The organism is Klebsiella sp. K47 (genome assembly GCF_051858335.1).
GTDB classification, from domain to species: Bacteria; Pseudomonadota; Gammaproteobacteria; order Enterobacterales; family Enterobacteriaceae; genus Klebsiella; species Klebsiella pneumoniae.
The window spans coordinates 275,805-287,820 of record NZ_JBPYUI010000002.1 but is presented as its reverse complement, the minus strand read 5'-3'; the positions used below and the strand labels follow the sequence as shown (position 1 = coordinate 287,820).

The 12,016-nt window shown below is 54.9% G+C and carries 10 protein-coding genes and 1 rRNA gene; 2 read left to right on the top strand and 9 right to left on the bottom strand.

What is annotated here, in order from left to right; genetic code table 11:
* The first annotated feature begins 90 nt into the window (after nt 1-90).
* Nucleotides 91-206, top strand: a 5S ribosomal RNA gene (rrf, locus tag RRF55_RS03190).
* A gap of 227 nt (nt 207-433) precedes the next feature.
* Here rrf and RRF55_RS03185 read toward each other — a convergent pair.
* From RRF55_RS03185 to RRF55_RS03175, 3 genes are all read right to left on the bottom strand, one after another.
* Entirely contained in the window at nt 434-655 is a 222-nt protein-coding gene (locus RRF55_RS03185) for a membrane protein (RefSeq protein WP_002919103.1), read from the bottom strand.
* A 293-nt stretch (nt 656-948) separates the two neighbouring features.
* A complete protein-coding gene (locus RRF55_RS03180; protein WP_064153254.1) occupies nt 949-4,059 on the bottom strand; it encodes an efflux RND transporter permease subunit in 3,111 nt (1,036 codons plus the stop codon).
* Between the two features lie 12 nt (nt 4,060-4,071).
* Nucleotides 4,072-5,211 (bottom strand): efflux RND transporter periplasmic adaptor subunit, encoded by a 1,140-nt coding sequence (locus RRF55_RS03175; RefSeq protein WP_130974897.1) that lies wholly within the window; start codon nt 5,209-5,211, stop codon nt 4,072-4,074.
* Between the two features lie 378 nt (nt 5,212-5,589).
* On the opposite strand from RRF55_RS03175, the gene envR reads away from it, so the two are divergent.
* A complete protein-coding gene (gene envR, locus RRF55_RS03170) occupies nt 5,590-6,243 on the top strand; it encodes an acrEF/envCD operon transcriptional regulator (protein ID WP_004185881.1) in 654 nt (217 codons plus the stop codon).
* 84 nt (nt 6,244-6,327) lie between these two features.
* Here envR and fis read toward each other — a convergent pair whose 3' ends face one another.
* The 6 genes from fis to accC form a co-directional block, all read right to left on the bottom strand.
* Nucleotides 6,328-6,624, bottom strand: coding sequence for a DNA-binding transcriptional regulator Fis (fis, locus tag RRF55_RS03165; RefSeq protein ID WP_000462905.1), 297 nt, complete (start codon nt 6,622-6,624; stop codon nt 6,328-6,330).
* Nucleotides 6,625-6,648: 24 nt separating this feature from the next.
* On the bottom strand, nt 6,649-7,614 hold the full coding sequence (dusB, locus tag RRF55_RS03160) for a tRNA dihydrouridine synthase DusB (protein WP_004144972.1): 966 nt from the start codon (nt 7,612-7,614) through the stop codon (nt 6,649-6,651).
* Nucleotides 7,615-7,971: 357 nt separating this feature from the next.
* Nucleotides 7,972-8,853, bottom strand: coding sequence for a 50S ribosomal protein L11 methyltransferase (gene prmA, locus RRF55_RS03155; protein ID WP_002918745.1), 882 nt, complete (start codon nt 8,851-8,853; stop codon nt 7,972-7,974).
* 11 nt (nt 8,854-8,864) lie between these two features.
* Nucleotides 8,865-10,316, bottom strand: a complete 1,452-nt coding sequence (gene panF, locus RRF55_RS03150) for a sodium/pantothenate symporter (protein ID WP_004174094.1) — start codon at nt 10,314-10,316, stop codon at nt 8,865-8,867.
* Nucleotides 10,306-10,548: a YhdT family protein gene (locus RRF55_RS03145; protein WP_002918740.1), complete on the bottom strand. Its 243-nt coding sequence runs from the start codon at nt 10,546-10,548 to the stop codon at nt 10,306-10,308. Before RRF55_RS03145 ends, panF begins: the two co-directional genes overlap by 11 nt.
* A gap of 110 nt (nt 10,549-10,658) precedes the next feature.
* Nucleotides 10,659-12,008 (bottom strand): acetyl-CoA carboxylase biotin carboxylase subunit, encoded by a 1,350-nt coding sequence (accC, locus tag RRF55_RS03140; protein WP_004174096.1) that lies wholly within the window; start codon nt 12,006-12,008, stop codon nt 10,659-10,661.
* Nucleotides 12,009-12,016: the final 8 nt, after the last annotated feature.

Here is a 12,016-nt window from a genome sequence, read left to right as displayed (position 1 = left end):
CGCACCCTTGGTAAGGGTGAGGTCCCCAGTTCGACTCTGGGTATCAGCACCACTTTTTAGGTTAAAGTTCGGCACGTTGTAAAGAATTTGCCTGGCGACAATAGCGCGGCGGTCCCACCTGACCCCATGCCGAACTCAGAAGTGAAACGTCGTAGCGCCGATGGTAGTGTGGGGTCTCCCCATGTGAGAGTAGGGAATCGCCAGGCATCAAATAAAGCAGAAGGCCCAGTCGAAAGACTGGGCCTTCTGCTTTTGTGTTATCTGTTATCTGTTGATAAACAGTCCTGCCACCAGGGGGAAACCCGTCAAAGTCGATTTGCTCGTAATGCAGCAAGGGACAGAGAGTTTATTTGCCCGGTTGTCATGTGGATGATGCGCAGAAGAGCAGATACAGGTTCGACGCTAGCCCCAGTATCTGCTGGTCGGGGGTGAATTAGCGGGTCAGAGCAACGATCCCTAACGTGAGGCCGGCTACCGCGGCCGCACCCCCGGCGATTGCGCCTGCGGTTTCCCAGTTGTCTTCTGTTGTGCCTTTCATACAGGTATTGGTATGGACTAAGCGGCCTTGCGAGTCATAAACCGGTACGCAGGGAGAGTCATGGGCACAGCCTGCCAGTAGAGAGGCCAGCAGCGCCACGATTAAATACTTTTTCATGATATTACCTCTGGATAATCCGCAGGGTTGTACTGAGAGCCAGTGCAGAACGGAATGGCTTATTTTATCACCGCGGATTGTCCGGCCCGGATGCCGAAATCATCTCAATATATGAGCCACGTAAATATCGTGAAGATAAGCAGGGGAATATGCAGAAAAGATGGAGAGAAAGATCGTCTCCCCGCGCTGCCGCATGCGATAGAGGTTGTCAGATAGCGGGAAGCTGAGCGGGTTGCTAATATGCCAGGCGAAAAAAAAGCGCCCGCAGGGGGCGCCTTTAAAACCAGGCCGCGTTATTCAGCGTGCCGGGTAAAACGTCGTCTGACGACCACAAAGAAGACCGGAACAAAGAAGATCGCCAGCAGTGTCGCGGTTAGCATCCCGCCCATGACGCCGGTACCTACCGCATTCTGCGCCCCGCTGCCGGCACCATGGCTAATCACCAGCGGCATGACTCCGAGAATAAAAGCCAGAGAGGTCATCAGAATGGGTCGCAGGCGCATCCGCGATGCCTCCAGGGTTGCTTCAATGATCCCTTTCCCCTCTTTCTCCATCAGATCCTTGGCGAATTCGACGATCAGGATCGCGTTCTTCGCCGACAAACCGATCGTGGTCAGAAGGCCTACCTGGAAGTAAACGTCATTATTCAGCCCACGCAGCGTGGCGGCTAACAGCGCGCCGATCACCCCCAGCGGAACCACTAACATGACTGAGAAGGGAATCGACCAGCTCTCATACAGCGCCGCCAGACACAGGAATACGACGATCAGCGAGATGGCATAGAGCGCAGGCGCCTGGTTGCCGGAGAGCCGTTCCTGGTAAGACATCCCGGTCCAGTCATAACCGATGCCGCTCGGCAGTTTACTGGCCAGCGTTTCCATCAGCGCCATGGCTTCCCCGGTACTTTTGCCTGGCGAAGCTTCACCGAGGATCTCCATAGATGGCAACCCGTTGTAGCGCTCCAGGCGCGGCGAGCCATATATCCAGCGTGAAGTGACAAAGGCGGAGAACGGCACCATTTCGCCGTTGGCGCTACGAACATACATGTTGTTAATGTCGCTCGGCAGCATACGGAAGTGGGCATCAGCCTGAACGTACACTTTTTTCACGCGGCCGCGGTCAATAAAGTCATTGACGTAGTATCCGCCCAGCGCGGCTGATATCGTTTCATTGATATCGGAGAGCGATACGCCCAGCGCCTGCGCTTTTTCCTGATCGACATCCAGTTTGAACTGAGGGGTATCTTCCAGCCCATTAGGGCGTACCCGAACCAGCTGATCCGGATGCTGTTTCACCATGCCCAGCAGTTGATTGCGCGCCTGGGTCAGAGCGGTATGACCGAGTCCGCCCTGGTCGATCAGTTCAAAGTCGAAGCCGGTGGCGGTACCCAGCTCAATAATGGCTGGCATGTTGAACGGGAAAACCATGGCGTCTTTGATCTGGCTAAAGGCTACGGTGGCCCGCTTGATGATGGACTCCACGCTGTTTTTATCGCCGCTGCGTGCTTCCCAGGGCTTCAGGCTGACAAACGCCATACTGGAGTTTTGTCCCTGGCCGCTGAAGCTGAAGCCGTTAACGGTAAAGACGCTTTCGACGTTGGCCTTCTCGTTATGCAGGTAGTAGTCTGTCACCGTATCTAGGACCTTCTGCGTGCGCTCCTGGGTAGCACCGGACGGTAGCTGGATCATGGTCAGGAAGACGCCCTGGTCTTCGTCGGGCAGAAAGGACGTGGGCAAGCGCATGAACAGCACGGCCATCCCCACGACGATCAGCAGGTAGATCACCAGATAACGGCCAGTTCCACGTAAAATACCGCTGACGCTGTTGGTATAGTGGTTAACGCTCTGGTCGAAGCGGGCGTTAAACCAGCCGAAAAATCCTTTTTTCTCATGGTGTTCAGCTGAGGCTGGCTTCAACAACGTGGCGCAGAGCGCCGGAGTCAGTACCAGCGCAACCAGCACGGAGAGCGCCATGGCGGAGACGATGGTGATTGAAAACTGACGATAAATCGCGCCGGTTGAGCCGCCGAAAAAGGCCATCGGGACAAATACTGCGGAGAGCACCATGGCGATACCCACCAGCGCTCCCTGGATCTGCGACATAGATTTTTCCGTCGCTTCTTTTGGCGAGAGCTTCTCCTCAACCATCACACGTTCGACGTTTTCCACTACTACGATAGCGTCATCGACCAGCAGACCTATCGCCAACACCATGCCAAACATTGTCAGCGTGTTGATGGAGTAGCCAAACATCGACAATACCGCGAAGGTTCCCAACAGCACCACGGGTACGGCAATGGTTGGAATGAGCGTTGCGCGCATGTTCTGCAGGAACAGATACATGACAAGAAAGACGAGAATAATTGCTTCAAAAAGCGTTTTGACCACTTCGTGAATGGAGATTTTGACGAAAGGGGTCGTATCATACGGATAAACCACCTTCATCCCCTGAGGGAAGTAGGGCTGCAGCTCGGCCAGCTTCGCTTTAATCGCGGTGGCGGTATCCAGGGCGTTGGCGCCGGTCGCAAGCTTAATACCCAGACCAGAGGCAGGTTTACCGTTAATTCTGGCGACAACGTTATAGTTCTCTCCCCCCAGCTCAATGCGGGCGACGTCTTTCAGATGGACGACAGAGCCATCGGCATTGACCCGCAGCGTGACCTTGCCAAACTCCTGCGGATCTTTGAGCCGCGTCTGAGCGATGATTGACGCGTTCAACTGCTGGCCTTTCAGCGCTGGCGTACCGCCGAGCTGACCCGCGGCGATCTGATCGTTCTGGACCTGCAGCGCATTGATGACGTCCACCGGCGTCAGGTTGTATTTATTCAGCAGGTTGCCATCCAGCCAGACGCGCATGGCGTATTGCGCGCCGAACAGCTGCACATCGCCCACGCCGTTGAGGCGGCTAATAGGATCTTTGACATTGGAGGCGACATAGTCAGAGATATCGTCCTGGGTGGTGGTCGGGTTATCAGAGATAAAGCCGGCGACCAACAGGAAGCTGCTACTGGATTTCTCGACGCTAATCCCCTGCTGCTGTACTTCCTGGGGCAGCAGCGGCGTGGCCAGCTGCAGTTTGTTTTGCACCTGAACCTGGGCAATATCGGGATCGGTACCCGATTTAAAGGTGAGCGTAATGGTTACCGAACCGGCAGAGTCGCTGGTCGACGACATATACATCAGATTGTCGATGCCGTTCATGTTCTGCTCGATAACCTGGGTGACCGTATCCTGCACGGTCTGGGCATCTGCACCGGGGTAGGTGGCGGAGATCGCTACCGCAGGAGGGGCGATTGTCGGGTACTGAGCTATCGGCAGCTGCAGAATGGCCAGGCCGCCGGCAATCATCATAATGATGGCCAGCACCCAGGCGAAGACCGGTCGATGAATAAAAAACTTAGACATGGCTGGGTATCCTTATTGCACGGCCGGCGCCGTACGCTCCGCTTCCGCTTTGACAGTGACGCCTGGACGGACTTTCTGTAAGCCGCTGACAATCACTTTATCGCCCGGTTTCAGCCCACTGGTGATAAGCCACTTATCGCCAACGGCCTGAGTCGCGACCACTTCCCGGGTTTCAACCTGGTTTTTGTCATTCAACAGCATCACGGAGGCATCACCACGCGGCGTGCGGGTCACCCCTTGCTGCGGTACCAGGATAGCCTGCGGATCGACGCCTTCGTCTATGCGGGCGCGGACGAACATCCCTGGCAGCAGGACATGCTGCGGGTTAGGGAAGATAGCGCGCAGAGTAATTGAACCCGTACTTTCATCAACAGTGACGTCAGAAAACTGCAGTGAACCTTTGAGCGGATAGGCCTGGCCGTTCTCCATGACCAGCTCAACGCTTTTAGTATCACCGCCGCGCTGCAGGCTTTCCTGCTTAAGGCGCATGAAGTCATTACTGGACTCCGTCACGTCAACATAGATGGGATCGAGCTGCTGGACGGTAGCCAGGGCATCCGACTGGCCGTTGGTGACCAGCGCCCCTTCGGTGACGCTCGATTTACCGATGCGCCCGCTAATGGGGGAGGTTACTTTGGTGTAGGCCAGGTTGATACGGGCCGTTTCTACGGCAGCTTTGGTGGCGATGACATCGGCATCGGCCTGGCGGGCGGTGGCCACTGCCTGATCGTATTCCTGCTGGCTGATATATTTAGTACCCAGCAGTGGAACGTAGCGTTTCACCGTCAAATGGGCGATAGCGGCCGCGGCTTCGGCTTTGGCCTCATCGCCTTTGGCGCTGTTCCACGCCGCCTGGTAGGTCGCCGGATCGATCTGATAGAGCGACTGGCCTGCTTCGACATCACTTCCTTCAACAAAGTTACGCTTCAGGATGATACCGCTCACCTGGGGGCGGACTTCCGCTACGCGAAAAGCAGAGGTTCGGCCCGGCAGTTCGGTGGTGACTGATAGCGGCGCGTTGTTCACGACATGGACCGTCACCTGCGGCGCCTGCGCATGGGGTTGCTGGTTGTCAGAATTATCGCAACCGGTTAGCAATAAGGCCGAGATAATTAAACCGGATAAAAGTGTCACTCTGGCGTGAGTCGTCATGGCGGTTCCTTATAGATTACGTACCCAATCAGGCGGCGAATCTGTGAAAGAAAGAGGGAATCAAAAAGCAGTTTGCCATCCTACAAATAAACGACGTTGGATGTAAGAGATACTTATTTTTAAGCAATCAGCAAGGCACGCAAAAACAAAAAAATGGTCACTGTAGTATTGCGATTTATCGCAATTGTAAAAGTTGATAAATAGACATTGTTTCAGTGAATGTATTTTCCGGTGATATTCACTTGAATAATTAATTCTCTTTTCGCATCAGGATTAACTTGTCTGCATTTTTGCTAAATAATACTTCATGGCAAATGCTAGATTAATTCTAATTAAGAATATCCTATATTATCTGCTTATCGGGAAGTGGGGCCTTGTATGGCAAGAAAAACAAAAGAAGAGGCGCAGCGCACGCGGCAGCTCCTGATTGAGTCCGCAATCCAGCAGTTCGCCCTGCGCGGAGTAACCAACACCACCCTGACGGATATCGCCGATGCGGCGGGAGTGACTCGCGGCGCGGTGTACTGGCATTTTGCCAGTAAGACGGAGCTGTTTAATGAAATGTGGCAGCAGCAGCCGCCGCTTAGAGATTTGATTCAGCCCAGTCAGGCCATAGAGTACGAACAGGAGCCGTTAAATGCTTTACGCGAGCGGTTTATTGCAGGCCTGCGCTATATTGCTGCGAATCCTCGACAGCGCGCTCTGATGCAAATTCTTTATCAGCGCTGTGAGTTTTCCAGTGATATGCTTTCGGAATACGAAATTCGCCAACGTATTGGTTTTAATTATTCACTCATTGGCGGCATCCTGCAGTGCTGCGTGCGTAACAATATATTGCCAGCCGAAACAAACATTGAGATGATATTAATTGTTTTACACAGTGCTTTTTCCGGGCTGATTAAAAACTGGCTGCTCGATCCGCAACGCTTCGATCTTTATCAGCAGGCGCCTGCGCTGGTGGATAATATAATGGCGGTGGTCTGTGCTGCGCGTTTATCGGGAGGGCCTGCGCTACGGCTGGTGAATCAGTAATGAGTTCTGTTGGCGCAGATAATAAAAAAGGCGCTTCCCCATGCCGAAGAGCGCCTTTTATATCAAGCAAGCAACTGACTAGTATCAGTTCATGCCGTATTTTTTCAGTTTTTTACGCAGCGTACCGCGGTTGATGCCCATCATCAGAGCAGCGCGGGTCTGGTTACCACGGGTGTATTGCATCACCATGTCCAACAGGGGCTGTTCAACTTCAGCCAGTACCAGCTCATACAGGTCATTCACATCCTGACCGTTCAGTTGAGCAAAATAGTTCTTCAGTGCCTGTTTAACCGAGTCACGCAGGGGCTTTTGAGTTACCTGATCCTGAGAGTTAACGGTAGAAACGGTCAGTACGTCAGAATTTACGCGTTGTTCGAACATAGTTCTGTCAGCTCTTTATTTCTATTACGCAAAATTTTCGAAGTATGCCTCCAACGCCTCCAGCTGTTCGCTGGCATCCTCAATGGCGTTGAATGTGCGCCGAAACTGGTCATCTGGAGCATGTTCCTGAAGATACCAGGAGACGTGTTTACGCGCGATTCGGTACCCTTTTGCCTGACCATAAAAGTCATGCAACTCCCGAACGTGCGCACAAAGCAAGCGCTTCACCTCTGCCAGCGGCAGCGGGGGCAGCAGCTCTCCAGTGTCCAGATAATGCTGGATTTCCCGAAAGATCCAGGGTCTTCCCTGAGCTGCACGGCCTATCATCAGGGCATCAGCCCCTGTATAGTCGAGCACAGCTCTGGCTTTAAGCGGGTCAGTAATGTCGCCATTCGCGATAATCGGAATGGAAACTTTCTGCTTAACTGCCCGAATACTGTCGTACTCAGCGTCTCCGTTAAACAAGCAGGCGCGGGTGCGTCCGTGAATAGTCAGAGCCTGAATGCCACACTCTTCGGCCAGTTGGGCAATCTCTACGCAGTTACGGTGTTCCGGTTCCCAACCGGTGCGAATCTTGAGAGTCACAGGAACGTCCACCGCGTTAACGACCGCCGTCAGGATCGACTTCACCTGGTCGGGGTACTGCAAGAGGGCTGAACCTGCAAGCTTGCGATTCACCTTTTTCGCCGGGCATCCCATATTGATATCAATAATCTGGGCGCCGCTTTCCACGTTAATCCGCGCGGCGGCAGCCATCTCTTCCGGCACGCTACCGGCGATTTGCACGGTACGAATACCGGGCTCATCGATATGCACCATCCGTAAACGGGACTTGTCGCTCTCCCACACCTGTGGGTTAGAAGACATCATCTCGGAAACGGTTAAACCCGCTCCCATCTCGTAGCACAGCGTCCGGAATGGTCTGTCAGTAATGCCAGCCATGGGCGCTGCGATCAGGCGATTTCTGAGCTGGTGGTGTCCGATGCGCATGAGTTAAGAAATGACCATACTGTGACTGCAAGGCGGCGTATATTACGCATTTTTTGCACGAGATGAAAGGCCAAACTTTGAGCAATCCTCTGTTGCAGATCAATGAATCCGGGACTAGCGTAAAAGGGATGAATAAATACTTATATTAATCATTGATTTAATGGATGATGGATAATTTGTGTCCATTTATAAAATCATAAAACTTCTCGATTTTTCTTGGATAGACTGGCCGCATGGCGATATAAAACGCTGTTTTTGTAGCCAAAAAAGTGCTCTGTAGTGCGATCTGCCTCTCATTTCCTGGCATTATTTGGTGGCTACTGGAAACAAAAATGCGGCCCGTAGGCCGCATCGCGCTTAGTTTTTCCGGCCGGTAATCCGGCACCACTCTTCCTTCTCGACCACCGGGTCAAGGGCGAAGAGATCGGCATAGGCTTCACAGACGCTCTCCGCCTGGCTGGCAAGGATGCCGGAAAGCCCAAGCAAACCGCCTGAAACGGGCAGGACGCTGATTAATGGCGCCAGCTCACGCAGCGGGCCTGCCAGGATATTCGCGACCACCACGTCGGCTTTCATCGACTCCGGTTGGTCCTGAGGAAGATAGAGCTCCAGGCGTTCAGAAACGCCGTTACGCTGCGCGTTATCACGACTGGCCTGAATAGCCTGCGGGTCGATATCAATCCCGATTGCTTTTGCCGCCCCCAGCTTCAGTGCGGCAATCGCCAGGATGCCGGAGCCGCAGCCGAAATCAATCACCGTTTTTCCGTTGAGGTCGAGCCCATCCAGCCACTGCAGGCACAGGGATGTCGTCGGATGCGTACCGGTGCCAAAGGCCAGACCCGGATCGAGCATCACGTTGACGGCATTTTCATCCGGAACATCGCGCCAGCTTGGGCAGATCCATAGCCGCTCCCCGAAGCGCATGGGGTGGAAGTTATCCATCCATTCCCGTTCCCAGTCTTTATCTTCCAGCTGCTCGATCTTATGCGCGAACCCGGCGCCCAGCAGCGGATGCTGCTCCAGTTGGGCAACGACCGCTTTCATATCGGTTTCAGCATCGAACAGGCCGATTACGTCGGTATCCCCCCACAGGCGGGTTTCCCCGGGCAATGGCTCAAATACCGGCGTATCGTGCGTATCCTGGAAGGTGATCGAGACCGATCCGGCCTCCATCAGCGCATCGCTAAGATCTTCAGCGTTCGCGCCGGTGGTATTTAGTTTCAGTTGGATCCATGGCATAGCAAAACTCTTTATTTATCAGTAGTCAAAATGGGGGGCTGTGGGGCGGGACGACCGAAACGGTTCCCCGCCACAAACGCCAGCAAACTCAGCAGCAGCGCGGGAACGATCGGGTGAAAGCCCAGAAACTGCACTTTCAGCGTGGCCAGTACGGCATACAGGACGCCGCCTACGATCATCGCGCTCAGCGCGCCAGCCGCGTTGGCGCGTTCCCAGTAAAGGCCCAGCACCAGCGGCCACAGGAAGACGGCTTCCAGGCCGCCGAAGGCCAGCAGGTTCAGCCAGATTATCATCTCCGGCGGCCGCCAGGCCGCGAGCAGCAACAAGACCCCCAGCAGGAGCGTGATGCTGGCGGACATGCGTTTAAGCCGCTTTTCGTTAGTCGCTTGATCCGGCCGCCAGTTCAGGTACAGATCTTTGATGATCGTAGCGGAACTTTGCAGAAGTTGGGCATTGATCGTCGACATAATCGCCGCCATCGGCGCGGCAAGGAAGATCCCGGCGGCAAAGGGCGGAAGCACTTTAACCATCAGCGTCGGGATCACCAGATCCGGCACGGTTAAATCGGGGATCACCGCCCGGCCTAATGCCCCAGCCAGATGCATGCCAAACATCAGGATCGCCACCACGATGGTGCCGATAATAATGCCGCGATGCACGGCTTTGCTGTCTTTGTAGGAGATACAGCGCACTGCGGTATGTGGCAGACCAATAACGCCGAAGCAGACCAGCACCCAAAACGAGGCCATAAAGGTTGGCGAGAGGATATCCTCCGCGCCCTGCGGGGACACCAGCTTGACGTCGATCGACTGCAGCGTCTCTACCGCATGGCCAACCCCCCCGGCGGCGTGGATCACGCCTACCAGCAGCACGATCGTGCCGATCAGCATTACCATGCCCTGCATCGTGTCGTTGAGCACGCTGGCGCGAAAGCCGCCATAGGCGGTATACAGCGCGATGCTGACCCCGAAGATCAGCAGGCCGGTATCGTAAGGAATACCGGCAGCCGTCTCCAGCAGGCGGGCGCCGCCGATAAACTGGACGGTCATGGCGCCGACAAAGGCCACCAGCAGACTCAGGCTGGCCAGCCAGACCAGCAGGCGGCTCTGATAGCGCGCAAACAGCATGTCATTGAGGGTGACAGCATTATAGCGACGCGCAAGGATGGCGAATTTTTTCCCCAGCACGCCCAGCGACAGCCAGATGGCGGGGAGCTGGATCATCGCCAGCAGCACCCAGCCCAGGCCGTATTTATAGGCGGCGCCGGGTCCGCCGATAAATGAGCTGGCGCTGATATAGGTGGCAGTTAGCGTCATGGCCAGCACGAAGCCGCCCATCGAGCGGCTGCCGAGAAAGTACTCATTAAGAAAGCTACCTGAGGCGCGTTTTCTCATGGCGTAGAGGGATAAACCGAACACCACCACCAGGTAGGCGATCAGGGGAATAATGACCTCAAACTGCATCATCGTCCTCCAGAGAAATATCGCGGAAAATCAGTTTGACCATCGCCCAGCACAGCAGAATGAACAGCAGCGGTACCAGCAGGCAGGCCATTTCAAACCAGTGTGGCAGGCCGGTAAAGCCAATAGCCACCCCCGGCAGATAGGCGGCGGCCAGCCAGGCGGCAAGGTAGAGAAGGGTCAGCCACAGCGCCCAGCGCGCTTCTTTGTGGGCCTGAACAAAGCGTTTGTCCATTTTTTGTCCCTTGAGGATGAAGAAAGCGGGGATTGTACCGCATGGTATAGATGAGGAGAGAGAAAAAGAAAAAAGGCCGGTTTACCCGGCCTTTTGCTGAGAGAGCAGAATTATTTTTCCTGCAAGCCGAGTTTTTTCTCCAGATAGTGGATATTGGTGCCACCATGCTGGAAATTCTCGTCGCTCATAATGCGCATCTGCAGATCGACGTTGGTTTTGATGCCATCGATGATCAGCTCCTGCAGCGCATTCTTCATGCGGGCAATCGCCACGTCACGGCTTTCGCCGTAGCAGATCAGTTTACCGATCATGGAGTCATAGTACGGCGGTACGGTGTAACCGGCGTAAATATGTGACTCCCAGCGTACGCCAAAGCCACCCGGCGCGTGGAAACGGGTGATTTTGCCCGGGCTCGGCAGGAAGGTGTTCGGGTCTTCGGCGTTGATACGGCATTCCACCGCATGGCCGCGAACCACCACTTCATCCTGCTTGATAGACAGCGGCTGGCCGGCTGCGATACGCAGCTGCTCTTTGATCAGGTCAACGCCGGTGATCATTTCAGTTACCGGATGCTCTACCTGGATACGGGTGTTCATTTCAATGAAGTAGAACTCGCCGTTTTCGAACAGGAACTCAAAGGTACCCGCCCCGCGGTAGCCGATATCCACACAGGCTTTCGCGCAACGCTCGCCGATGTAGCGACGCAGTTCCGGGGTGATGCCCGGCGCCGGCGCTTCTTCGACCACTTTCTGATGACGGCGCTGCATGGAGCAGTCGCGTTCAGCCAGATAGATAGCGTTACCCTGACCATCCGCCAGCACCTGAATTTCAATGTGGCGTGGGTTTTCCAGGTATTTCTCCATGTAGACCATGTCGTTGTTGAAAGCCGCTTTGGCTTCCGCTTTGGTCATGGAGATGGACTGTGCCAGTTCAGCGTCGCTACGTACAACGCGCATACCGCGACCGCCGCCGCCGCCGGAGGCTTTGATGATCACCGGATAGCCGATGCGTTTGGCATGCGCGCGGTTAGCGTCCATGTCGTCGGTCAGCGGGCCGTCAGAACCCGGAACGGTCGGGACGCCGGCTTTCTTCATGGCGGTGATCGCGGACACTTTGTCGCCCATCAGGCGGATAGTGTCGGCTTTCGGGCCGATGAAGATAAAGCCGGAACGCTCAACCTGCTCAGCAAAATTAGCGTTCTCAGAGAGGAAGCCATAACCCGGGTGAATCGCTACCGCGCCAGTGATCTCAGCGGCGCTGATAATGGCCGGAATGTTCAGATAGCTTTTTACGGACGGAGCCGGACCGATGCAGACCGTCTCATCCGCTAACAATACGTGTTTTAGATCGCGATCCGCAGTGGAGTGCACAGCGACAGTCTTGATGCCCAGTTCTTTACAGGCACGCAGGATGCGCAGTGCGATCTCGCCACGGTTAGCGATGACAATTTTATCCAGCATGTTCGCCT

Bases quoted from the DNA above. Each gene is read 5' to 3' on its own strand.
- RRF55_RS03185 (WP_002919103.1), bottom strand. From the start codon at position 655: ATGAAAAAGTATTTAATCGTGGCGCTGCTGGCCTCTCTACTGGCAGGC.
- RRF55_RS03180 (WP_064153254.1), bottom strand. From the start codon at position 4,059: ATGTCTAAGTTTTTTATTCATCGACCGGTCTTCGCCTGGGTGCTGGCC.
- RRF55_RS03175 (WP_130974897.1), bottom strand. From the start codon at position 5,211: ATGACGACTCACGCCAGAGTGACACTTTTATCCGGTTTAATTATCTCG.
- envR (WP_004185881.1), top strand. From the start codon at position 5,590: ATGGCAAGAAAAACAAAAGAAGAGGCGCAGCGCACGCGGCAGCTCCTG.
- fis (WP_000462905.1), bottom strand. From the start codon at position 6,624: ATGTTCGAACAACGCGTAAATTCTGACGTACTGACCGTTTCTACCGTT.
- dusB (WP_004144972.1), bottom strand. From the start codon at position 7,614: ATGCGCATCGGACACCACCAGCTCAGAAATCGCCTGATCGCAGCGCCC.
- prmA (WP_002918745.1), bottom strand. From the start codon at position 8,853: ATGCCATGGATCCAACTGAAACTAAATACCACCGGCGCGAACGCTGAA.
- panF (WP_004174094.1), bottom strand. From the start codon at position 10,316: ATGCAGTTTGAGGTCATTATTCCCCTGATCGCCTACCTGGTGGTGGTG.
- RRF55_RS03145 (WP_002918740.1), bottom strand. From the start codon at position 10,548: ATGGACAAACGCTTTGTTCAGGCCCACAAAGAAGCGCGCTGGGCGCTG.
- accC (WP_004174096.1), bottom strand. From the start codon at position 12,008: ATGCTGGATAAAATTGTCATCGCTAACCGTGGCGAGATCGCACTGCGC.